The sequence below is a fragment of the Micromonospora sp. Llam0 genome (assembly GCF_003751085.1).
GTDB lineage: Bacteria > Actinomycetota > Actinomycetes > Mycobacteriales > Micromonosporaceae > Micromonospora_E.
In genome coordinates this window covers 1,641,252-1,663,567 of sequence record NZ_RJJY01000001.1, presented here as the reverse complement: position 1 = coordinate 1,663,567, position 22,316 = coordinate 1,641,252, and the positions used below count along the sequence as shown (strand labels likewise).

Genomic DNA, 22,316 nt, shown 5'->3' with positions numbered 1-22,316 from the left:
CCACGCACCAACTGTCCGACCTACACAAAGTCATCCACGGAGATTGGGACTACTTACGCGGACGCAACCACGGACAACTCGCGCGCGACCTCGGTCACCTTCAGCACCGGCGCCATCGCCATCGCCGCGAGAACGACGGCTACGGGATACACCGAGCGATCGAGCTCCCCCGCGACGACGAGCCGGGCACCCAGGACGAGTACGACAAGTATTCCCACGAGTGCGATCGTGTCCGTGGCGGCGTACTCGATGCCCCCACGGCGGCCGTGGGCGGTCTTCGCCTTGGCCAGCCGAACGCTCTGCTGGCGCAGCAGGCCGAGACGCTGAGAGTGTGCGCCGAAGTTCACCAGTTCGCGCAACCCTTGGAAGGTATCGGTACTGTCGGCGCTCATTCGGCCGAGAGAATCGCGCAGTTCACGCCCGTGCAGTTCAGCGCGGTGCCGCAGCCAGGCCGGGACCGACGCCAGCAGTAGCAGCACGGGCAGCAGCGCACAGGCCAGTGACCAGTGGAACGACGCCAGGACGACGGTGGTTGCCACCGGAACCGTCGACGCGACGGCCAACGGGCTGAGGGTATGGGCGAAGAAGATCTCGATCTCTTCCACGTCGGAGACGGCGGCCGCACCGAGGTCACCGGAGCGTCGCTCGACCATGTAGCCGGGTGAGAGCCGTTCGAAGGCGGTGAACACCTTTGCGCGGATGTCGGCCAGCGCTCGGAAAGCGGCGACATGGGCGAAGGTGTTGTCTGCCACGTTCATGACGACCAACGGCACGATCAGGCACCCGAGGAGGACAAGCCAGCCGGTGAGTTGCCCCGGCGACGCCCCGGCGGCCGCCCGCGCCACCACGTAGGCACCCACTCCGGCCGAGGCGATCAGCAGCAACTGATGCAGCACCCCCGCCAGATAGGCGACGGCGATGAGGTTGCGGTGCTCGCCCAACAGGGGCATCAGGCTCCTCAGCCTGGTTACCAGCGATCGACGCGAACTCGGACCGTCTGCACGTTCATGGACATGACCGTGGCTGTGACCGTCGGGATGTCCAGAGGTAGGCGGGTGCGCGTGCGTGGTCGCGGTCATGCCGGTGCTCCAGTCTGCGTCGCGACGAGTTCGGCGTAGACACCTTCGCGAGCGACGAGTTCGACGTGGCGGCCAGACTCGACGATCCGCCCGGCCTCCATCACCACGATTCTGTCTGCGTCACGAACAGTGGACAGCCGATGGGCGATGATGATCGTCGTACGGCCGCGGGTCAACTCGCCGAGCGCCCGGGTGATCTCCGCTTCGTTGGCGGCGTCGATGCTCGATGTCGGCTCGTCGAGGATGAGTACGGGGGCGTCCTTGAGCAGGGCGCGGGCGATCGCGATGCGTTGGCGCTCGCCGCCGGACAGCTTCAGACCTCGTTCACCGACTACCGTGTCGAATCCCTGAGGCAGGCGGGAGATGAATTCGGCGGCCTGGGCTGCGGTCACCGCGCGAGCGATCTCGTCGTCGGTGGCGTCCGGTCTGGCGAGCAGCAGGTTCTCGCGGACAGTGCCGTGGAACAGGTAGGTGTCCTGCGACACGACACCGACGAGCGACCGCAGGTCGGCCAGCGGGAACGTGCGCGTGTCGTGACCGCCGACACGGATGGACCCGGCGTCGGCGTCGAAGTAGCGCATCAGCAGACCGACCACGGTGCTCTTACCCGCACCCGAGCGCCCCACGATGGCAACCCGCTCCCCCGGCGCGACGACCAGGCTGAACCCGTCGAGCGCGGGTGCCCGCCGCGTCGGGTAGCAGAACCGAAGATCGTCAAATTCCAGGCTCGGCGGATTCTGCCGCAGCTGCGGTGCCGTTGTCGCGTCGTCTCGCACGTCCGGCTCGAGTCGCAGGACGTCGGCGATAGCACGGCTGGCCGGGATCGCGGAGTACGCCGCGTGATAGGCCGCCTCGAGGTCGTGCATTGGCCTGAACGTCTCCCGCGTCAGGATCAGGATCGTGAACAGCCCTGCGATGCTGACGGCCCCGGTGGCGGCATGCCATGCGCCGAGACCGACCGCGGCCGCGGTACCGATCGGCACCATCAGTTCCCCGACGCTGGAGGACGCGCACCACGCCATCATGAGCCGAATCGAGTCCCGGCAGAACGCCTCACCTCGGTCGACCAGTTCCCGGCCGCGCCGGGCGCTGGCGTTGAACGCCTTCAGGGTGGCCATCCCTTGGACCGCGTCCAGGCTCTCGGCGTAGAGGCCGCGGTAGGAGATCATCCAGCGGTCGCCACGATCCTTGATCCAACGGTCGCCGACCATCTTTGACAATGGAGCCAGCAACGCGCACGCGAGCACCACGATCCCCACCACCGGATCGACCGCGATCACATAGACCGCCGCGAGGCAAGCTCCGAGCACGGAAGCCACCACGGCCGGCACGAACCGCCCCATCAGCGGATCGAGCAGCTCCACCGAGTCCACGAGCGTCGACTGCAGGTCTCCTGCGCGCATCCGCTGCGCCTGACCGGGCCCGATCTCCATCAACTTCAGCGTGAGGCGTTCACGCACCGCCTCCTTGACCCGCGCGGACACCCGCTGCGCCCACGAGTCCTTCACGACGATCAGGGCACCACGCGCCAACTGCAACACGCCGATCGCCACCAGGGGCGACACCACGTCGCCGAACTCGGTTGACGAGAACACCCGGGCCAGCAGGTCCGCGATCAGCAGTCCCTGGCCAACGTAGGTCGCCGTGATGAGCAGCATCAGCCCGACCAGGCCGGCTATCTCCAGCCGGGCCTGCGGCCGCAGCGACAGGAACAGCTTGATCGTCGACCACACGGCCGCACCCCCAGAACACGTATCGGTCGCACTCGACCCGGCATTACCAACGGGCCAATTCCCCATCAGCCAACGGAGCATCTGAGGGGCCTCGCGTTTTCCGGACAGTGGTTCGGCCGGTTCTTTCACGCCGCGATTTGAAGGTTCTCGAACTCTGCGTGGACTTCCCGGGGAGGTCGGTAGCCCACCGCTGAATGCAGACGCTGACGATTGTAAACATTCACGTGGTTCTCGAAGCGTGATGGTCAGTGCGGGCTGAGTGACGGGGCTTGGCTGGTTCGGCGGGGCCCTGTCCGATGTGGTTTCATCTTGGGTGTGCCGGCGTTGGGTGATCTTTCTCGTGAAGAGCTGATCTCGCTCGCTCGGACGCAGGCGGAGCGGATCGCTGCTCAGGACGTTCGGATCGCGGAGTTGACGGCGGCGAACGAAGCTCTTGCGGCGCGGTTGGCACGGTTGGAGCATCTGCTGTCGCGGAACTCGTCGAACTCGTCGTCTCCGCCGTCGAAGGACGACGATCCGGGTCGAACGCCACCGGCGGTCAGGAAGAAGCGGGACACTCCGGCGGGTACGCGGGGTAAACAGCGGGGTGCGCCGGGGTCGAACCTGGCCTGGTCGGATGCCCCTGATCAGCGGCGGGACCGGTTCCCCGAAGGCGTGTGCGGGTGCGGAGCGCAGTTGACGCACGCGCGGGATCTGGGTGTGGTGGACCGGTATCAGCAGGTCGAGGTCCCGTTGATGACCGCGACGCTGACCCAGTACGACCAGCACGCGGTGCGGTGCGGGTGCGGGACGTTGCACACCGCGGCCCGCCCGCAAGGCGCGGGAGCCGGTCCGGTGGGGTACGGCCCGAACCCGCAGGCGTGGGCTGTCTATCTGATGGTCGTGCATTTCATTCCGGTGCAGCGGTGTGTGCGGATGCTCCAGTCGTTGACGGGGGCGACACCGTCGCCGGGGTTCGTGCACGGCATGCTGAGCCGGGCCGCCGCGTTGACCAGTGAGGTCGACAAACGGATCCGAACGCTGATCACCTTGGCGTACGCGGTGTGCTGTGACGAGACGCCGCTGCGGGTCGGGCCGAAGGAGCCGAAGCCGGGCCGCAAGAAAGCGGACAAGTACCTGCTCGTGGCCTGTACCCAGTGGTGGACTCACTACCAGGTCGGTGATCGGGACCTGGCCACGTTCACCGCGTTCGTGGTCAAGGACCTGACCGCCTCGGTGGTCGTGCACGACCGCTACCAGAACTACGACTCGGCCGGGTTGGGCACCCTGGTACACCAGTTGTGTTGTGCCCACCTCCTCCGTGATCTCGACGGTGCGGCCGAGGTGTACCCCGACGCGGTCTGGCCGAAGCGGATCTCCGACGCCCCGCGTGCTCTGATCCACGAGACGAACGTGGCCCGGGAACAGAACCGGCCCGGCATCGACCCGCAGGTCAAGGCCAAACTGCTGTACAACCTGCACCACGGTGTCCTGGTTGGCCTGTGACACCACCACCACCACCGGCAACCGTCCCGGTGAGCGTAAAGCCCGCCTGCTGCTGGAAGTCTTCCGGGACCGTCGCGCCGACGTGCTGCGCTTCGTCGACGACCTACAGGTTCCGCCGACCTCGAACCAGGCCGAACGGGACCTACGACCAGCGAAGATCCAGCAGAAGATCTCCGGGCGGCTCACCAGCGAGCAACGCACGAAAGACCGCTACAGAATTCTCGGCTATGTGTCCAGCGCGGCGAAGAACGGCCTCGACAAGATGCAGGTCCTCCGCGACGCCATCCTCGGACGGCCCTGGATGCCGGACCTACCCGTACCCACCTGACCCCGACCCACCCAGGTAAACATCAGCCGGCGGCCACCAGCCAACCGGCCATCACGCTATGCCACCGCACGGAACCCTACGCCCACCACCTGAATGTTTGCCCAGTAGGCCCTCCGGAGTCGACCAAGGCTGACGTGATGCAGCAGCGCGGTGAACCGCGCATCCCCATCTCGCCGTGCTACCTCACGCACACGGCCCAGCGCACTGGACGCATCGGTTCCGGCACTGAGTCCGGGACGCGTTTTGCCGGCCGTGTTCCCCTTGGCTCGTCCCCTTTCCTCCCCCACCTCCGCAGCCACCTCCGTGGCCTTGTTCGGCAGGATCGCAGGTACTACGGGACGATCCGACTGCCCATGCCCGTTCATCCCAGGCGTACCGCCTCAGCGTTCCCTGAACGGCCCGCCCACTGATCATCTGGACGGGCGGACACGGGCCCTCCCGGTTCTCGCACATGGAGGTTCCGTACATGCCCTGGTTCTCTGACCCCGCGGGGCCCACCGGAGGCTCGCGAAAACGCCCCCAGCGGTGTTGCCTTCCACCTCTGTGACAGCGTCGGCACCCCGGTCACGAAATTTCGAGGCTCAATAGCCTGGCCTGCACGTACCCCTGTCAACGCTTCACCAACGCCCTCACAGACGCCAGCGCATGACTCGGGGCCGCCGTGGATCGCTACTCCTTCGGCGTAGAGCTCTTCCATCTCCTCCTCCATGCCGGTTTATCCCGGCGCACCACAGAAATTCGGACAGGCTCCCCTGCAGCCGGAGAACCCGGATCGCGTCCGCTCCGTCACCCCGTACCCGATTGGAACGCACGACCGCGCGCGCCGCCGGCGGGACCTCCATCACATGCAGCCCCATGTCTGCCGAGAACCGCTCGAACAGCGACACTCCGCGAACACTGTTGCCGTGCCTGTCCAGTCGTGGCGAGAAAGTGGCAATGCCAAGCTGACCCGGGAGCGCACCGATCAGTCCTCCGGCCACACCGCTCTTCGCCGGAATGCCGACCTGCGTGGCCCAGTCGCCGGCGGCGTCGTACATCCCGCAGGTGGCCATGACGCTCAGGACCTGACGTACCACCGCCCCGTCCACCACCTGCTCGTCCGACGGGGGATTCACCCCACGGTTGGCCAGCGTCGCCGCCATCATCGCCAGATCCCGGGTGGTCACGAGGACCGAGCACTGACGGATGTAGCCATCGACGACGGCCCTTGGGTCCTCGGTGAGGATGCCGTGGCTGCGGAGCATGTACGCGATGGCAAGGTTGCGGTGCGCGTTCTCCATCTCGGATGCGCACACCGTCTCGTCGACTGTCAGCTGACGGCCAGCGAACGCCGAAAGCCCCTGAACGACGCGGTCGACCCGCTCGACGGGCGTCACGTTTTCCGGACCGGTAAGTGAGTGAGCGGTGATCGCGCCGGCGTTGATCATCGGATTACGAGGGCGCCCCGTGTCGTTCTCCAAGGAGATCTCGTTGAACGCCTCCTCGGATGGCTCGACCCCGACCTTGGCGAGCACTCGATCAAAGCCGCGATCGGAGAGCGCCATCGCGTACACGAAAGGCTTCGAGATCGACTGGATCGTGAACGCGACGTCAGGGTCGCCGGCACCATGGACCGTGCCGTCGACCGTGGCGAAGACCGCTGCCAGACGCTCAGGATCAGCCGCCGCGAGCTCGGGGATGTACCCCGCCGGCTCCCCGGAGGTGTCCGATTCGACATCTGCGAGTACGTCAGTCAGATAGTCGGGAACGACTGACCGCATCTGTCCTCCTCAGGTTCTCGCGGAAGCTGTTTGCAGGGCCGCGCCCCAACGGCCCGGCAGGCTGTGGTGAGGGTTCGCAGCTCGGCGGCCTCGACATTCGCTCCGAACGCAGCAGTCCCGGGCTCGACGCGGGCACCGGCCGAGAGGGAGCCGATCGCTACGGCGTCGAATCCGAACGCGTTGATGAGTTGTGACACCACAGCCACGTCCTCGGGAGAGTCTCCGGCGACCGCGATCGCCTTACGCCCGGACCGCCCTGCGGGACGAGCCTCCTCTTCGAGGTCGTGATAGCCCATGTGGTTCAGCGCCTTGACGACCCGCGCGCCCGGCAGGAACCGCTGCACGGCATCGCTCGATGACACGCCGGGCGGGACGATCGTGTCGCGGAGGCCGTCAGACTCCCACCAGTGGTTCATCGCATCCACGACGAGCTTCCCCTTCAATTCGTCTACCGGGAGGTTGCGGTGCCTGCTGAGTGGGAGTGCGAGGATCACCACGTCCGCGGTCGCCGCGACCTCGGTCGGCCACCCGGCAGTGGCGCCGGGTGTCAGCACCTCGGTGGTCAGTGCGATCCTCTCAGGATCTCCGGAGCCGGCTATGAGGACGCGATAGCCGGCGGCGACGGCCAGACGGGCCAGGACGGTGCCGACCTTCCCGGCACCCAGAATGCCGACGGTTGTGACACGAGAAGTCATCGTGCAACCCGCGCCGTGGCTGCGGACTGCTCAGCCAGAAGCTCACGCACCTGCGGAATGACCTGCGTGCCGTACAGCTCGACCGACCGCATCCGCGCCGCGGCGGAGACCGTCCCCGCGGCGGAGTAGATCATGTCGAAACGGCCCACGTCCAACACCCGGACCGCGCGGGCGATCTTCGCCGCGACGGTCTCGACCGACCCGACGTACAGCGAGCCGTGCGCCACGTCGGCATCGAACTCCCGCCGCTGGAGCGGCGGCCAACCGCGCAACGTGCCGATCCGATCGCGGATCTCCCGGTATCCGGGGTAGAACAGCTCCTTGGCCTCCTCGTCGGTCGCGGCGACGAAGCCAGGCGAGTGCACCCCGACCGGCGCAGCGGTCGCGCCGAGCTGCTGGTGCGCCCGTCGATACAGGTCCACGTACGCAGCAAAGCGATCGGGTACGCCACCGATGATGGCGAGCATGAGCCGGAATCCGTAGCGCGCGGTGCGGAGCACCGACTGCGGCGTACCGCCCACTCCCACCCAGGTGCTCAGACGTCCCGATTCCGTCTTCGGATAGACGTCCGCGTTCTGCAGGGCGGCGCGAGTGGTGCCTTCCCAGGTCACCGGCTTCTCGTCCAGCAGTCGGTGAAACAGGTCGATCTTCTCCTCGAACAGCACCTCGTAGTCCTTCAGGTCGTACCCAAACAACGGGAACGACTCGGTGAACGACCCTCGCCCGAGGATCACCTCGGCGCGACCGCTGGATAGCGCATCGATCGTGGCGAAGCGCTGGAACACCCGCACCGGATCATCCGAGGACAGCACCGTCACTCCCGACGCGAGCCGGATCCGCTGCGTGGCGGTCGCGATGCCGGCGAGCACCGTCTCCGGACTGGAGATCGCGTACTCCGGCCGGTGGTGCTCGCCCAATGCGACCACGTCGATGCCGATCTGGTCGGCCAGGACGGCCTCGGCCACTGCCGCGCGGATCGCCTGCGCGTGCGAGACGATTTCCCCCCGGTCATCACGAGGGCGGTCACCGAAACTGTCGATACCGAACTCGATCTGCGATGCATCCATCGTGGGTGACTCCTTCAATGTCTCGGCCGCCTCCGACATCTGGTCCAGACGTGGTGATGCTCAGCGCGTAGGCGTTGCCGCCGAGCACCAAGGTGACGGCCACCGTTCGCCGGGCCGTAGGGCTTTCGCCGAAGTCGCGCACCGTGCCCGCCGACACCGTCGGACGACCCTCGATAACCTCGATCGTCGAGGTCTTGCCTGCCCCGTTGGTGCCGAGGAGGGCGTAGAGCTCCCAGAGCGCGACATGGGTCGAGATCTCCTCGACGGGGTCGAACTCGCCGTAGGTAACGCTCAATTGAGAGGATTCGATGACTGGGCTGACGGGCATCGCGGCTCCCTCTCGTCTCGGCACAAGACTTCCGTCCTCGGCGGCGCCTTCGCGTCGGTATAAACGCCTTAGCCCTCACCCTCAGCGCACCGAGTCGCAAGCGAGCTGATCACGGGCGGTGCGAGCAAGCCGGCATGGCAGCCGGTACGCGGGTTGACCAGTGATGGAAGCCGCGCGTGTCAACGGTCTTTCTGATCTCCCCGTAGGCGGCCGGCATTTGTCCCCGCTGGCGGCCACGGGTTTCTCCCCAACGGCGGCCAGATAGTTCCCCGCCGTTGGTTGTTCGGGTGTCAGTTCAAGGGCTTCACTCCCTGTCCGGTGGTTGCCTGGTTGAGCCGGAAGCTGTCACCCTGCGTGACGACGATGTGGGCGTGGTGCAGAAGCCGGTCGACCGTGGCGGTAGCGAGGGTCTTGGGCATGATCTCCTCGAAGCCGGAGGGGTGCAGGTTGGAACTCACAGCGAGGCTGCGGCGTTCGTAGGCGGCGTCGACGAGGCGGTAGAACCCTTCGGCGGCGTCCGGCGAGACCGGTAGCAGGCCGATGTCGTCGACGATGATCAGGTCGCAGCGGATGAGCCGGGTCATCGCCCGGTTGACGGTGTCGTCGACGCGGTGGCGGCGCACGAGGGCGCCGAGATCTTCGATGGTGAACCAGGCCACGGTCATTCCGGCCTCGACGGCGGCCTGGCCGAGGGCTTCGCAGAAGTGGCTCTTACCGGTGCCGGATGGTCCGCAGATGGACAGGTTCTCCTTGCGTTGTACCCATTCCAGGGTCTTGAGCGCGTCCTGAGTGGGGCGTGGGATAGACGAGGCGGTGTCGTCCCAGTCACCGAAGGTCTTGCCGGCGGGGAACGCGGCGCGTTTGCGGCGGGTGCGCAGGTTCGCGGCGTCGCGGCCGGCGGCTTCCTCGGCGAGGAGGACCCGGATGACTTCGGCGGGGTCCCAGCGTTGGGCCTTGGCGGTCGGGACCAGGTCGGCCATCGCTTTGCGGATGTGGGGCAGTTTCAGTCGGCGGGTCAGCTCGATCGCCTCGGTGAGGGGGTCACCGGCGGGGCCGGTGATGGTGCGGATCGGGGCGGCCATCAGGGGTTGCTCCTGTCGTCGGTGGTGCCGAAGCGGGCCCACGCGGAGGTGCCCGGTTGCAGGCTGTGGGCCTCGCTGGCGCGGGTGGCCTCGCCGGTGGTGCCGGCGGCCTGGTGGGCGAGGATGCGGATGAGGTCGTTGTCGGCGAACCGGCCGGCGATCGCGGCGGTGCCCAACGCCTGGTCCACGCGGTTGGCGCCGTGCAGCTTGGCCAGGGCGCAGGCGTCGGCCATCTTGCGGCGCACTCTTCGGGTTCCTGCTGCGGCGGCCTCGACGAGCCACGCGGCGGCACCCGGGCCGAGGGCCAGGAACGCGGCTTCCTCGGCCGTGTGGGCCTTCGGCGTTCGGTCGCCGTCACGGCTGGCCCTGGGTGGGTAGTGGGCGTCGATGATCGACGGGCTGCCGGGGGTGGAGCGTGGATGTCGGGCGACCTCGGTCGGACCATCGTCGCCGACCGCGGTGACGATCAGCTCGTCACCGTGGAAGCGGGCCCAGACCCGGGTGTCGACAAGGGTGTGGGGCACCGAGTAGCGCACGCCCTCGACGGAAATGGTGCAGTCCCAGTTGACCCGGCGGGTGGTGCCGAACGCGACGGTGAACGGCTTGCCCGGCAACGGGTGCAGCCGGGTCTGTTCCTCCGCGAGGGCCTCGACCGGGCGGCGGCGGGTCTCGCGGTGCACCCGGGCGTTCACCTCCTCGGTGAACAGGCGGCAGGCCGCCTCAAGCTCGGAGAACTTGCGGTACTCGGGCAGCAGGTTCGCATCCGTGGGCACCAGGTCCGCCTTGGCGATCTTCACGGTGTTCTCCGAACCGCCCTTGGACTGCGGGTCGGCCGGCAGACAGGTGCGGATCGTCATCCCGTAGTGACGGGCGACCGCCACGATCTCCGGGTTGCGCACCGCGATGTCCGCGACATGCTCGACGGTGATCGTCTTCTCGTTGTCGGTCAACGCATACGCCGGCACCCCACCCAACCGGCGCAACGTGCTGTCCAGACAAGACACGATCGTCGGCAGGGTCTTGTCGACCGTCGGAATCACCACCCGGAACCTCGACCAGGACAGCCACGCGCACCACAACGACGTACGTCGTCCACCGACACGCGGCCCCTCACCCCAGTCGAACTGCAGCCACAGCCCCGGCTCCGGGATCCACGGCCGGAACACCCGCCGCTGCCCGGCAGCGAAACGGGCCTTGACCTCCGCGACCGCCCGCCGCGTGGTGCGCTCACCACCGCCGAAGCCCATCGCCGTGATCCGCCGATGCACCACGTCCGCGCGGACCCGCCCACCCGAACGCGCTACCAGTTCCTCGATCTTGCCCATGTACTCATCGATCGGCCGGGCCCGGTGCGCCCGCGCCTCGGGACTCTGCCCGGACTCCCGCAACTGCACGTAACGGGCAACGGTGTGATGATCACACCCAGCCAACTCAGCCGCCGCACGGTAACTGCCCGTGAGGTCGTATGCCTCCAAGATTTCCACGATCTCCCTGCCGCTCTTCACGCCGTCGACCCTCGCCGACCGGCACTCTGACCTGGTCAGCGGGGAGGTATCTGGCCATCCACGGGAAGATCCCTGGCCAACAACGGGGCGATAAATGACCGCCTACGGGGAGTGTTCACTGGCCGCCGACACGCGCGCTCGGGCCTGTCTCGACCTACGGCATCCGTTTCATCAACCGCTCCGCGTGGAGATCACGGGTGACAACTACCTACTCAGCCCCTGTCGGACCTCATCCCAACCTCGGGTGGGAGTGAAACTGACGATGCGCAGTGGGCAGCCGAGCGGATGGCGCTGGTGTGTTTGGGGTTGACCCTGTCCGTCAAACGGGTCAACCCCAGTCCAGGTCCGGGACAGTCCGACGGTCAGCTTCTGAAGATCCAACAGTGCCATGGCAACCTGCCCGAGTTTCGTGGTCCAACAGCGGCGTGCTAGACCGGGCATCCATGCCAAGCAATGAAAAGAGGGCTCCCGCAAGTCGCTGACCTGCGGAAACCCTCTCGCTGTCGGGACGGCCGGATTCGAACCGACGACCCCTTGACCCCCAGTCAAGTGCGCTACCAAGCTGCGCCACGTCCCGCTTCCGCCGGCACAGCGCCGGCGGCAGCCGGTACAGCGTAGCGCACCGGCCGGACAGGACACCGCAGCCCCCACCCCGACGGCCACGACAGCAGCACGGCGACGGGCCTCAGCCGTGGGCCTTGCCCCGCCCGCCGGGACCCACCTGCTTGCGTGGGCGCACCGTGACCTCGATCGGGGTGCCTTCGAAGCCGAACTCCTCCCGCAGCTTGCGCTCGACGAACCGCTGGTAGCCGGCGTCGAGCGGGCCGGTGGTGAACAGCACGAACCGGGGCGGCGCCACGCCGGCCTGGGTGGCGAAGAGGATGCGCGGTGCGCGGCCGCCGCGTACCGGGTGCGGGGTGGCCTGCACCAGGGCGGTGATCCACTGATTGAGCTGGCCGGTCGGGATCCGGGTCTCCCAGCTGGCCAGCGCGGTCCGCAGCGCCGGGGCGAGCCGCTCCACCGACCGGCCGGTCCGGGCGGAGATGTTCACCCGGATCGCCCACGGGATGCGCCGGAGATCCCGTTCGATCTCCTTCTCCAGGTAGTAGCGCCGGTCGGCGTCGACCAGATCCCACTTGTTGAACGCGATCACCAGCGCCCGGCCGGCCTCGACGACCATCGACAGCACCCGCTGGTCCTGCTCGCTCAGGACTTCGCTGGCATCGAGCAGGACGACCGCCACCTCGGCGGCCTCGATCGCGCCGGCGGTGCGCAAGCTGGCGTAGTACTCGGTGCCGCTGGCCCGGTTGGCGCGCTTGCGCAGCCCGGCGGTGTCGACGAACTGCCACGGTTCACCGCCGATCTCGACGATGCTGTCCACCGGGTCGACGGTGGTCCCCGCGACGGAGTCGACGACGGCCCGCTCCTCCCGGGCGAGCCGGTTGAGCAGGCTGGACTTGCCCACGTTCGGCCGGCCGACCAGGGCGACCCGGCGGGGGCCGCGCGGCCCACCCGGCTCGGTGATCGGCGGCGGATCGGGCAACGCGTCGAGAACCGCGTCGAGTAGGTCGCCGGACCCGCGACCGTGCAGCGCGGAGACCGGGTACGGCTCGCCCAGGCCGAGTGACCACAGGGCGGCTGACTCCAGCTCGACGGACATGTTGTCGGCCTTGTTGGCGACCAGCAGAACCGGTTTGGCGCTGCGGCGCAGCATCTTGACCGCGGCCTCGTCGACGTCGGTCGAGCCGACCGTGGCGTCGACGACGAACAGGACGACGTCGGCGGTGGCCACTGCGGCTTCGGCCTGGGCGGCGATGGCGGCGGCCCGGTCCCGGGCGTCCGGCTCCCAGCCGCCGGTGTCGACGACGACGAACTGCCGACCGGACCAGTTGGCGTCGTACGGCACCCGGTCCCGGGTCACGCCCGGGGTGTCCTCCACCACCGCCTGCCGGCGGCCGATGATCCGGTTGACCAGTGTGGACTTGCCGACGTTGGGGCGCCCGACGACGGCGACCACCGGGACCGGCGCGGCCGGCCCGGTCCGCTCATCGGGGACCGCCTCGGCGCTCACCGGGTCGTCCGGGCTACGAGTAGCTCACGGAGCCGGTCGACGACCTCGTCGATGCCCATCCCGGTGGTGTCCAGCTCGACCGCGTCGGCGGACTGCTGCAACGGGTCGGCGGCCCGGGTCGAGTCGAGCCGGTCGCGGCGGGCCAGCGCCGCCGCCGTCGCCGCCACGTCGGCGGCGGTCTCGGCGCTGCGCCGCATCGCCCGGGCCTCGGCCGAAGCGGTGAGGTAGACCTTGAGGTCGGCGTCGGGTGCCACGACGGAGCCGATGTCACGGCCCTCGACGACGATCGGGGCCGGCTGGTCGATCAACACACGCTGCTCGGCGACCAGCCGTTCGCGTACCGCCGGCACGGCGGCCACCGCGGACACCGCGGAGGTGACCTCCTGGCTGCGGATCTCGACGTCCACCGCGACGCCGTCCGCGCTGATGTGCGGTGCCGCCGGATCGGTGCCGACGGTCAAGGTGACGTCCGACGCGACCTTGACGACCCCGGGGGTGTCGTGCGGGTCGACGCCGGACCGGAGCACCGCCCAGGTGATCGCCCGGTACATCGCCCCGGTGTCGAGGTAGCGGGCACCTGTCGCGGTGGCCAGTCGCCGGGAAACGGTGGATTTGCCGGATCCGGACGGACCATCCACCGCTACCACGAAGTGCCCGGTCCGTGCCTGCTCAGCCACCGTCGGTTCCTCTCTTCCGTACCACCGGCCCCGGCAGTCCCGGGAGCATCCACGAGGGCACCTGCCGAGTGCCCGCTTTCCGGGTCCATCATGCCTGGTTAGTCACTGACGGCCGCGAAGAGGGCGGCGACCTCCGCGTTGTTCAGCCGCCGGGTCCGCCCCGGCCGCAGGTCACCGAGCCGGATCGGCCCGATGGCGGTACGCACCAGTCGCGAGACCGGGTGCCCCACCTCATCGAAGAGCCGGCGCACGATGTGGTTGCGCCCCTCGTGCAGCACCACCTCGACCTGCGCGGTGCGACCCAGGGTGTCCAGCAGCGCATATTTGTCCACTTTAGCCGGCCCGTCGTCGAGATCGACACCGGCGAGCAGCCGGCGGCCGACCGCCCGGGGGACCGGGCCGGCGATCTCACACAGGTACGTCTTCGGCACTCCGTACGACGGATGCATCAGGCGGTGGGCCAGCGTGCCGTCGTTGGTCAGCAGCAGCAGGCCCTCACTGTCCGCGTCCAGCCGGCCGACGTGGTAGACCCGCTGGTCGACCCGGTCGAGCAGGTCCGACAGCGCGGTACGCCCCTTTTCGTCAGCCATGGTGGAAACGACGCCGCGGGGCTTGTTCATCGCCAGATAGGCGAGCCGGTGGTCGGCGACGACCCGTTCGCCGTCGACGTGGATGACCGCCGTACGCGGGTCGACCTTGTCGCCGAGTTGGGCGATGCGACCGTCGACCGTCACCCGGCGCCGGAAGATCAGATCCTCGCAGGCCCGCCGCGAGCCGACCCCGGCGGTGGCGAGCACCTTCTGCAGACGCTGGACACCGCTGTCGTCATCGCTGGGCATCGGCAATCTCTTCCACGTCGTCGGGCAGGAACGGCGCGAGCGAGGGTAGCTCCTCGACGCTGTCCAACCCCAGTTTCTCCAGGAACAGCGTCGAGGTGCGGTAGAGGTAGGCGCCGGACTCCGGCTCGCTGCCGCACTCCTCGATCAGGCCACGGGACAACAGGGTACGGATCACCCCGTCGCAGTTGACGCCCCGGATCGCCGAAACCCGACCACGCGTCACCGGCTGCTTGTAGGCGACCACGGCGAGGGTCTCCAGCGCGGCCTGGGTCAACCGTGCCGACTGCCCGTCGAGCACGAACCGCTCGACGTACGGCGCGAACTCGGGACGGGTGTAGAGCCGCCAGCCGCCGGCCACCCGACGCAGGTCAAAGCCGTGACCGGCCGCCGTGTAGCCGGCGGAAAGGTCGGCGAGGACCGCGGCGATCCGGTCGGTCGGCTGCTCCAGCACCTGGGCCAGCACCACCTCGGCGACGGGTTCGTCGATCACGAGCATGATTGCTTCCAGCGCGGCGCGCAGCTCGGCGTCGTCGAGCAACGCCAGCGCCTCCGGTCGGACCGGCGACGGCTCGGCCACCGGTGCCGGCGCAGCGACTGACTCCGGTCCGGGCGCGGGTGGCGTCGGCTCCGCCGCCGGGACCGGTTCGGCCGCGCGGGCCGGCGGCGGCTCGGGGGCCGGCTCCGCCGCCGGGACCGGTTCGGGCTCGGGGGCCGGCGGCGGCTCCGGTTCGGGCGCGGCGGCATGCTCCGCTGGTACGGGGGCCCGGGCCCACGGTGGCACCCAGGCGGCCGCCTGCTCGGCGAGCGAGTCGGGCTGCTCGTCGGTGCTCACGGGGTCTCCTCCTGCACGGCGTCCGACTGGACGGCGTCCGACACGGTGGCCGGTGCCGCGGCGGCGTCCCGTTCCTCCGGGTGGCCGGCGTACTCGTCGATGGTGAGCTCCCCGCCGCTGTCGGCGCCTCCGGTCCAGCGTACGGTCAGATCCCCCAGGGCCTGCTCCTGGCTGAAGCCGACCAGACCTTCCCGGTAGAGCTCCAGCAACGCGAGGAAGCGTGCCACGACCTCCAGGGTGGACTCGCAGTCCAGGCACAGCGTCTGGAACGTCGCGGTGCCCATCCGGCGCAGCCGGTCCCGCAGCAGCGTGGCGTGCTCCCGCACGCTCACCCGGATCTGGTGCACGTGGTCGATGGAGACGACCGGTGCGACGCGTGGCGTCATCGCCCTGATCGCGAGCTTCGCGAGCCGCTGCGGCCCGATGCCGAGCACCAGCTCGGGCAGCGCCTGCGCGTACCGCTCCTCCATCGTGACCGAGCGGGGATAGCGGCGGGCCCCAGCGGTCTCCAGCTCGGCGATGTGCCCCGCTGCCTCCTTGAACGCCTTGTACTGCAACAGCCGGGCGAACAGCAGGTCCCGGGCCTCCAGCAGAGCCAGATCCTCTTCGTCCTCAACCTGGGCGGCGGGCAGCAGCCGGGCGGCCTTGAGGTCGAGCAGGGTCGCCGCGACGACCAGGAACTCACTGGCCTCGTCCAGGTCCCAGTCGTCGCCCATCGCCCGGATGTAGGCGATGAACTCGTCGGTGACCTGGTGCAACGCTACTTCGGTGACGTCCAGCTTGTGTTTACCGATGAGCTGCAGCAGCAGGTCGAACGGGCCGGTGAAGTTGTCCAGCCGGACGGTGAAACCGGTGCTCTCGCCGGGCAGGGCCACCACGGTGGCGTCGCCGGAGCCGGGTGCCGTCCCGGCCACCTGCCCAGCTGTCACGTCGACCGTCGGAGCGCTCACCCGTCGACCGTAGTCCACCTGCTCGACGAGCTGCACCGCAGGTTAGCGCTCCGCCTGGTGCGCGATGACCTCGCGGGCCAGCTGCCGGTAGTTGCGGGCCCCGGACGACGCCGGGTCGAGGCTGGTGATCGGCGCGCCGGCCACCGTCGACTCGGGGAACTTCACCGTCTTGGTGATGACCGTCTGGTAGACCTTGTCGCCGAACGCCTCGACCACCCGCTGCAGCACCTGCCGGCAGTGGGTGGTGCGGCTGTCGTACATCGTGGCGAGGATGCCTTCGAGTTCCAGGTCGAAGTTGAGCCGCTCGCGAACCTTGTCGATGGTGTCCAGCAGCAGCGCCACCCCACGCAGGCTGAAGAACTCGCACTCCAGCGGGATCAGTACACCGTGCGCCACGGTGAGCGCGTTGATCGCCAGCAGACCGAGCGAGGGCTGGCAGTCGATCAGAACGAAGTCGTACTCCTTGCGGATCGACTTGAGCACCCGGGCCAGAGCCATCTCCCGGGCGACCTCGTTGACCAACTGGATCTCCGCGGCCGACAGGTCGATGTTGGCCGGCAGCAGGTGCAGACCGGCGACGTCGGTCTTGATCAGCACGTCCTCGGCGGTGACGTCGTCCTGCATCAGCAGGTTGTAGACCGACAGATCGAGGTTGTGCGGGTTGACCCCGAGCCCGACCGACAGCGCGCCCTGCGGGTCGAAGTCGACCAGCAGCACCCGGCGACCGTACTCGGCCAACGCGGCACCGAGGTTGATCGTCGTGGTGGTCTTGCCGACGCCGCCCTTCTGGTTGGCCATCGCGATGATCCGCGCCGGGCCATGCCGGTCGGTCGGCATCGGCTCGGGGATCGGCTTACGCATGGTGTAGGCGGTCGGATCGGCGGGACCGAGCTCCGCGCTCAGATCGAGCCCCGCCTGTTGTTCGCGGAGCGTCGAGGTCCACGCCTCGGCACGGTCACTGTTGCCCGCCATGTCCTGTGCGCCCCCTCCCGACGACTGCTCGGCGCCGGAGCCGACCGGCGTCTGCAGCGGCGTCGCCGCTGCGGGGCCTTCGCCTGCCGCCGTACGAAAGCCGCGCCGTTGCCCGACTGTACGCCACCCGGCCGGGGTGCGGCGGACACCGGTCCGGCGTGTCGACCCGGCATGACCCGGGTACGCCCGACGTCCGCACCCACAACCGCCTGCGGGTCAATGACGGGCCCGCGGATGCGAGGTGGCGTAGACCTCGCGGAGCCGGTCGACGGTCACCAGAGTGTAGACCTGAGTGGTGGTCACCGACGCGTGGCCGAGCAGTTCCTGGACCACCCGTACGTCCGCGCCGCCGTCGAGCAGATGGGTGGCGTACGAATGCCGCAGGGTGTGCGGCGAAACCGGATGCGCCCCGCTCACCGGCAGCCCGGCGCGCTCGGCGGTGCGCCGCAGCACCGTCCAGGCGCTCTGCCGGGACAGCTGCCCGCCGCGCGCGTTGAGGAAGACGGCCGGGCTGCCCCGGCCCGCCGCCGCGAGTGCCGGCCGTACCCGGGTCAGGTACGCCCGCAGCGCGTCGGCCGCGTACCCGCCGACCGGGACCACCCGCTGCCGGCCGCCCTTGCCGCGGAGCAGGACCGCCCCGGTGTCCAGGTCGAGGTCGTCGACGGCGGCACCGACCGCCTCGGAGATCCGCGCCCCGGTGCCGTAGAGGAACTCCAGTAGCGCCCGGTCGCGTACGGCCAGCGGCGGCACCGGACCGTCCACCGCCCCGGTGGCGGCCAGCAGCCGTTCGATCTGGTCGACGTCGAGCGCCCGGGGCAGCCGGCGCGGCGGGACGGCGGGACGGACGTCGCGGCCGGCGTCGGATTCGGCGTGTCCCTCCCGGACAGCGAACCGGTGCAGCCCGCGGATGGCGCTGGCGGCCCGGGCGGTGGACGCGGCCGACAGCGGCGGCTGCCCGTCGGTGCCGGCCCGCAGCGCGGCCAGGTGCCCGGTGATCTGCGCCGGCCCTACCTGGGCCAGCTCGCCGATCCCCAGGTGCGCCAGAGTGCCGAGGTAGCGGTCCAGGTCGCGCCGGTACGACCGGAGGGTGTGCTGGGACAGCCCGCGTTCGACGGTCAGGTGGTCCAGGTAGCTGCGGACCGCGTGCCGCAGCGCAGCGGCTGGCGGCACCGTCGGCGGCGGCGCGTCGCCGGTCAGGCCAGCACCTCGGCCAATGACCGGCTGCTCAGGCCGTGTGCCTCGGCCACCGGACCGGAGGTGATCTCGCCGTCGTGGGTGTTCAGCCCGGCGGCGAGAGCCCGGTCGTGGCGCAGCGCGTCGCGCCAGCCCCGGTTGGCGAGTTCGAGGGCGTACGGCAGAGTGACGTTGGTCAACGCGTACGTGCTGGTGTGCGGGACGGCGCCCGGCATGTTCGCCACGCAGTAGAAGACCGAGTCGTGGACCGGGTAGACGGGTTCGGCGTGGGTGGTGGGCCGGGAGTCCTCGAAACAGCCACCCTGGTCGATCGAGATGTCGACGAGCACACTGCCGGGCTTCATCCGGGACACCAACTCGTTGGTGACGATCCTGGGCGCCTTCGCCCCGGGCACCAGGACCGCGCCGATCACCAGGTCCGCGTCGATCACCGCCCGCTCGACCTCGTAGGTGTTCGACGCGACCGTCTTCATCCGCCCCTGGTGGATCGCGTCCGCCTGCCGCAGCTTGCTGATGTCCCGGTCGAGCAGCAGGACGTCGGCGTGCATCCCGAGCGCGATCGCGGCCGCGTTCATCCCGGACACCCCGGCCCCGATGACCACCACCTTCGCCGGGTAGACGCCGGGGACCCCGCCCATCAGCACGCCGCGCCCGCCGCCGGGACGCATCAGGTGGTACGCGCCGACCTGCGCGGCCAGCCGGCCGGCGACCTCGGACATCGGTGCGAGCAGCGGGAGGGAACGGTCGGCGTTCTCCACCGTTTCGTACGCGATACCGGTGACCCGCTGGCGCAGCAGGGCGTCGGTGCACTCGCGCGACGCCGCGAGGTGCAGGTAGGTGAAGAGCACCTGGCCGGGACGCATCCGGTGGTGTTCCTCGGCGACCGGCTCCTTCACCTTGAGGACCAGGTCGGCGCTCGCCCAGACATCGTCGGCGGTCGGGGCGATGCTCGCCCCGGCGGCGGCGAACTCGTCGTCGGTGATGGAGGACCCGGCGCCGGCGCCCGTCTGCACCGTCACATGATGACCGGCCCGGGTGAACTCGTGCACCCCGGCCGGGGTGATCGCCACCCGGTACTCGTGGTTCTTGACCTCGCGGGGAATGCCAACCTTCACGTCGCCGTCACCTTTCCGCGGGCCGCGCTGCCCGAACTTGTCTCCCGGCGAAGTCTAGGTCCGGTCGACAGCTCCGACAGCCGGCACGTTGACAGTCGATGGCGGCCCGGCTTGACGGTGTGTCATCCCGACCGGTGGCGTACTCCAGCTGGTCAGCGGCTGTGGCTGCGACCAGCCGAACGGCGGTTGGGGCGGATGGCATCCGCCCCGGCCGCCGTTCGGCGTCCCCCGGGTCAGCGCGCTGCGCCGCCGGGTGGGCGCGGGGCAGGCTCGGTGACGGCGCGCAGCGCTGCCCACCCCGTCTGCCGGGCGCAGGCCGCAGCCAGCAGACCGGTCACCGCCGGGCCGTTGGTGATCTCGCCGGCCAGCACCATCCGAACCGCCTCGTCGAGGTTGACGAGGCGGACCTGCAGCTCCGCCTCCTCGTCGTGGCGCCGGTGCCGGTCCTGCTCCGGCACCGGGGAGAGGTCCCGGGCGAGGAAGATCCGGACCGTCTCGTCGGAACATCCCGGCGACGGGTGTACGTCGACGAGCAGGTCGAGTCGACCGGCGGTCAGATCGGCCTCCTCGACGAGCTCCCGGTGGGCGGTGGCGGGCAGTTCCTCCCCGGCGACGTCGATCAGGCCGGCGGGAAGTTCCCACAGCCGCCGGCCTACCGGATGGCGGTACTGGCGGACCAGCACCACTCTTCCGGCCTCGTCGAGCGCGACCACCCCGACCGCGCCGACGTGCCGTACGTAGTCCCGCCTGGCCACGCCTCCACCCGGCATCGTCACCTCGTCGCTGACCACCGAGAAGACCGGGCCGGAGAACCGGTCGGTCCGCGACAGTACCTGGTAGACGTGGCCGCCCGAGTGGTTTTCGGCATCCGACTCGTGCTCCCGCATCAGGCCTGGCCTCCGGGGGCCGGCGCCAGATCCACCGGCAGCTGGTCGGCCTCCGAATAGGTGATCACGGCACCGACGAAGGCGTGGAACAGCGGATGCGGCCGGGTCGGACGGCTCTTCAGCTCCGGATGGGCCTGGGTGGCCACGAAGAACGGGTGCTCGGCCCGGTCCAGCTCGACGAACTCGACCAGCCGGCCGTCCGGCGAGGTGCCCGAGATCCGCAACCCGGCCTTCTCCAACACCTCCCGGTACGCGTTGTTCACCTCGTAGCGGTGCCGGTGCCGCTCACTGACCTCGGTCGCCCCGTACGCTTGCGCGACGATCGAGCCCTCGGCCAGCACCGCCCGGTACCCGCCGAGCCGCATCGTGCCTCCCATGTCCCCCTTGCCGGCGACGATCTGCTCCTGGTCGGCCATGGTCGCGATGATCGGGTGTTCGACCTCCTCGTCGAACTCGGCGGAGTTGGCACCGGCCAGACCGGCGCCGTTGCGGGCCACCTCGATCGCCATGCACTGCAGCCCGAGGCAGAGCCCGAGCACCGGTACGCCGTTCTCCCGCCCGTACCGGGCCGCGCCGATCTTGCCCTCGATGCCCCGCACCCCGAACCCGCCCGGGATCACGATTCCGTCGACCCCGCTGAGCGCGGCGGCGGCACCGTTCGGGCTGACACACTCGTCGCTGGGCACCCACCGGATCTGCACCCGCGCCCGGTGCCCGAAACCCGCCGCCCGGATCGCCTCGGTCACCGACAGGTACGCGTCCGGCAGGTCGACGTACTTGCCGACCAGCGCCACGGTGACGGTGTGTCGCGGATGGTGCACCCGCTCCAGCAGGTCGTCCCAGCTGGTCCAGTCCACGTCCCGGAAGGACAGGCCCAGCCGGCGCACCACGTAGGCGTCGAGGCCCTCCCGGTGCAGCACCTTCGGGATGTCGTAGATGCTCGGTGCGTCGGGGGCGGCGATGACCGCCTCCCGGTCCACGTCACAGTAGAGCGACAGCTTGTGCTTCAACTTGTCCGGGATCTCCCGGTCGGAGCGGCAGACGATCGCGTCCGGCTGGATACCGATGCTGCGCAGCGCGGCGACCGAGTGCTGCGTCGGCTTGGTCTTGAGCTCGCCGGACGGCACCAGGTAGGGAACCAGCGACACGTGCAGGTAGAAGCAGCGGTCTCGGCCGACATCGTGGCGGACCTGGCGGATCGCCTCCAGGAACGGCAACGACTCGATGTCGCCGACAGTGCCGCCCACCTCGGTGATCACCACGTCCGGGATCAGCCCGTGCTCGTCGGGATCCCCCATCGCCCGGATCCTGGCCTTGATCTCGTTGGTGATGTGCGGGATCACCTGCACCGTGTCGCCGAGGTACTCGCCCCGGCGTTCCTTGGCGATGACCTCGGAGTAGATCTGACCGGTGGTCACGTTGGCCTTGCAGGACAGGTCACGGTCGAGAAACCGTTCGTAGTGCCCCACGTCGAGATCGGTTTCGGCGCCGTCGTCGGTGACGAACACCTCACCGTGCTGGAAGGGGTTCATCGTGCCGGGGTCGACGTTGAGGTACGGGTCGAGCTTCTGCATCACCACCCGCAGGCCGCGGGCGCTGAGCAGGTTGCCCAGGCTGGATGCGGTCAACCCCTTGCCGAGTGAGGACGCGACGCCCCCGGTGACGAAAATGTGCCGTACCGTCTGTGTCGAAGGGGCCAAGGCGTGCTCCCGTGGGT

The 22,316-nt window shown here is 69.3% G+C and carries 20 protein-coding genes, 1 tRNA gene and 1 pseudogene; 3 read left to right on the top strand and 19 right to left on the bottom strand.

Annotation, left to right across the window (positions count from 1 at the left end):
- Positions 1 to 53 precede the first annotated feature (53 nt).
- Positions 54 to 1,079, bottom strand: coding sequence for an ABC transporter ATP-binding protein (locus EDC02_RS07510; RefSeq protein ID WP_123601328.1), 1,026 nt, complete (start codon positions 1,077 to 1,079; stop codon positions 54 to 56).
- Positions 1,076 to 3,274: an ABC transporter ATP-binding protein gene (locus EDC02_RS07505; protein WP_158632085.1), complete on the bottom strand. Its 2,199-nt coding sequence runs from the start codon at positions 3,272 to 3,274 to the stop codon at positions 1,076 to 1,078. Before EDC02_RS07505 ends, EDC02_RS07510 begins: the two co-directional genes overlap by 4 nt.
- Here EDC02_RS07505 and EDC02_RS42690 point away from each other — a divergent pair.
- The 3 genes and pseudogenes from EDC02_RS42690 to EDC02_RS42300 form a co-directional block, all read left to right on the top strand.
- A pseudogene (locus EDC02_RS42690) lies at positions 3,224 to 3,355 on the top strand (DUF6444 domain-containing protein); the annotation flags it as partial. The gene EDC02_RS07505 and the pseudogene EDC02_RS42690 overlap by 51 nt on opposite strands.
- A 132-nt stretch (positions 3,356 to 3,487) precedes the next feature.
- On the top strand, positions 3,488 to 4,297 hold the full coding sequence (locus tag EDC02_RS42305) for a transposase (protein WP_158632065.1): 810 nt from the start codon (positions 3,488 to 3,490) through the stop codon (positions 4,295 to 4,297).
- Complete coding sequence (locus tag EDC02_RS42300) at positions 4,287 to 4,625, top strand: transposase (protein WP_158632008.1); 339 nt, start codon at positions 4,287 to 4,289, stop codon at positions 4,623 to 4,625. The genes EDC02_RS42305 and EDC02_RS42300 overlap by 11 nt, the downstream gene beginning before the upstream one ends.
- Positions 4,626 to 5,254: 629 nt before the next feature.
- Here the strand turns inward: EDC02_RS42300 and EDC02_RS07485 are convergent.
- The 17 genes from EDC02_RS07485 to EDC02_RS07405 all read right to left on the bottom strand — a co-directional run bounded on the left by EDC02_RS07485 (position 5,255) and on the right by EDC02_RS07405 (position 22,299).
- Positions 5,255 to 6,385: a glutaminase gene (locus tag EDC02_RS07485; RefSeq protein ID WP_123601326.1), complete on the bottom strand. Its 1,131-nt coding sequence runs from the start codon at positions 6,383 to 6,385 to the stop codon at positions 5,255 to 5,257.
- Positions 6,358 to 7,080, bottom strand: coding sequence for an NADPH-dependent F420 reductase (locus EDC02_RS07480; RefSeq protein WP_123601325.1), 723 nt, complete (start codon positions 7,078 to 7,080; stop codon positions 6,358 to 6,360). The genes EDC02_RS07485 and EDC02_RS07480 overlap by 28 nt, the downstream gene beginning before the upstream one ends.
- Entirely contained in the window at positions 7,077 to 8,147 is a 1,071-nt protein-coding gene (locus tag EDC02_RS07475) for an LLM class flavin-dependent oxidoreductase (protein WP_123601324.1), read from the bottom strand. The genes EDC02_RS07480 and EDC02_RS07475 overlap by 4 nt, the downstream gene beginning before the upstream one ends.
- Positions 8,104 to 8,475, bottom strand: coding sequence for an ATP-binding cassette domain-containing protein (locus EDC02_RS07470; RefSeq protein ID WP_123601323.1), 372 nt, complete (start codon positions 8,473 to 8,475; stop codon positions 8,104 to 8,106). The genes EDC02_RS07475 and EDC02_RS07470 overlap by 44 nt, the downstream gene beginning before the upstream one ends.
- 290 nt (positions 8,476 to 8,765) lie before the next feature.
- A complete protein-coding gene (istB, locus tag EDC02_RS07465) occupies positions 8,766 to 9,557 on the bottom strand; it encodes an IS21-like element helper ATPase IstB (RefSeq protein ID WP_123601322.1) in 792 nt (263 codons plus the stop codon).
- Positions 9,557 to 11,062 carry an IS21 family transposase gene (gene istA / locus EDC02_RS07460; RefSeq protein WP_123601321.1) on the bottom strand — a complete coding sequence of 502 codons (1,506 nt, stop codon included), beginning with the start codon at positions 11,060 to 11,062 and terminating at the stop codon, positions 9,557 to 9,559. The genes istB and istA overlap by 1 nt, the downstream gene beginning before the upstream one ends.
- 503 nt (positions 11,063 to 11,565) lie before the next feature.
- Positions 11,566 to 11,639: transfer RNA gene (locus EDC02_RS07455), tRNA-Pro, on the bottom strand.
- Positions 11,640 to 11,747: 108 nt separating this feature from the next.
- Positions 11,748 to 13,133 carry a ribosome biogenesis GTPase Der gene (gene der, locus EDC02_RS07450; protein ID WP_123601320.1) on the bottom strand — a complete coding sequence of 462 codons (1,386 nt, stop codon included), beginning with the start codon at positions 13,131 to 13,133 and terminating at the stop codon, positions 11,748 to 11,750.
- The gene (cmk, locus tag EDC02_RS07445; protein WP_123601319.1) at positions 13,130 to 13,810 is read right to left on the bottom strand and encodes a (d)CMP kinase; all 681 of its coding nucleotides are present in this window, start codon (positions 13,808 to 13,810) and stop codon (positions 13,130 to 13,132) included. The genes der and cmk overlap by 4 nt, the downstream gene beginning before the upstream one ends.
- Positions 13,811 to 13,908: 98 nt before the next feature.
- On the bottom strand, positions 13,909 to 14,649 hold the full coding sequence (locus tag EDC02_RS07440; protein WP_123601318.1) for a pseudouridine synthase: 741 nt from the start codon (positions 14,647 to 14,649) through the stop codon (positions 13,909 to 13,911).
- Positions 14,636 to 15,481, bottom strand: coding sequence for an SMC-Scp complex subunit ScpB (gene scpB, locus EDC02_RS07435; protein ID WP_123601317.1), 846 nt, complete (start codon positions 15,479 to 15,481; stop codon positions 14,636 to 14,638). Before scpB ends, EDC02_RS07440 begins: the two co-directional genes overlap by 14 nt.
- Positions 15,478 to 16,431, bottom strand: a complete 954-nt coding sequence (locus tag EDC02_RS07430) for a ScpA family protein (RefSeq protein WP_370461428.1) — start codon at positions 16,429 to 16,431, stop codon at positions 15,478 to 15,480. Before EDC02_RS07430 ends, scpB begins: the two co-directional genes overlap by 4 nt.
- Positions 16,432 to 16,473: 42 nt before the next feature.
- Complete coding sequence (locus EDC02_RS07425; protein ID WP_123601316.1) at positions 16,474 to 17,403, bottom strand: ParA family protein; 930 nt, start codon at positions 17,401 to 17,403, stop codon at positions 16,474 to 16,476.
- A gap of 216 nt (positions 17,404 to 17,619) precedes the next feature.
- Entirely contained in the window at positions 17,620 to 18,600 is a 981-nt protein-coding gene (locus tag EDC02_RS07420; protein WP_199757815.1) for a site-specific tyrosine recombinase XerD, read from the bottom strand.
- Positions 18,597 to 19,712, bottom strand: a complete 1,116-nt coding sequence (ald, locus tag EDC02_RS07415) for an alanine dehydrogenase (protein WP_123601314.1) — start codon at positions 19,710 to 19,712, stop codon at positions 18,597 to 18,599. Before ald ends, EDC02_RS07420 begins: the two co-directional genes overlap by 4 nt.
- Before the next feature lie 233 nt (positions 19,713 to 19,945).
- Complete coding sequence (locus EDC02_RS07410) at positions 19,946 to 20,599, bottom strand: NUDIX hydrolase (protein WP_123601313.1); 654 nt, start codon at positions 20,597 to 20,599, stop codon at positions 19,946 to 19,948.
- On the bottom strand, positions 20,599 to 22,299 hold the full coding sequence (locus EDC02_RS07405) for a CTP synthase (protein ID WP_123601312.1): 1,701 nt from the start codon (positions 22,297 to 22,299) through the stop codon (positions 20,599 to 20,601). The genes EDC02_RS07410 and EDC02_RS07405 overlap by 1 nt, the downstream gene beginning before the upstream one ends.
- Between the last annotated feature and the right edge of the window lie 17 nt (positions 22,300 to 22,316).

What these genes read in the sequence shown, in the direction of transcription:
- EDC02_RS07510 (WP_123601328.1), bottom strand. Translation starts at nt 1,079, where the DNA reads ATGACCGCGACCACGCACGCGCACCCGCCTACCTCTGGACATCCCGAC.
- EDC02_RS07425 (WP_123601316.1), bottom strand. Translation starts at nt 17,403, where the DNA reads ATGGCGGGCAACAGTGACCGTGCCGAGGCGTGGACCTCGACGCTCCGC.
- EDC02_RS07440 (WP_123601318.1), bottom strand. Translation starts at nt 14,649, where the DNA reads ATGCCCAGCGATGACGACAGCGGTGTCCAGCGTCTGCAGAAGGTGCTC.
- EDC02_RS07480 (WP_123601325.1), bottom strand. Translation starts at nt 7,080, where the DNA reads ATGACTTCTCGTGTCACAACCGTCGGCATTCTGGGTGCCGGGAAGGTC.
- EDC02_RS07475 (WP_123601324.1), bottom strand. Translation starts at nt 8,147, where the DNA reads ATGGATGCATCGCAGATCGAGTTCGGTATCGACAGTTTCGGTGACCGC.
- EDC02_RS07485 (WP_123601326.1), bottom strand. Translation starts at nt 6,385, where the DNA reads ATGCGGTCAGTCGTTCCCGACTATCTGACTGACGTACTCGCAGATGTC.
- EDC02_RS07470 (WP_123601323.1), bottom strand. Translation starts at nt 8,475, where the DNA reads ATGCCCGTCAGCCCAGTCATCGAATCCTCTCAATTGAGCGTTACCTAC.
- EDC02_RS07505 (WP_158632085.1), bottom strand. Translation starts at nt 3,274, where the DNA reads ATGCTCCAACCGTGCCAACCGCGCCGCAAGAGCTTCGTTCGCCGCCGT.
- istB (WP_123601322.1), bottom strand. Translation starts at nt 9,557, where the DNA reads ATGGCCGCCCCGATCCGCACCATCACCGGCCCCGCCGGTGACCCCCTC.
- EDC02_RS07410 (WP_123601313.1), bottom strand. Translation starts at nt 20,599, where the DNA reads ATGCGGGAGCACGAGTCGGATGCCGAAAACCACTCGGGCGGCCACGTC.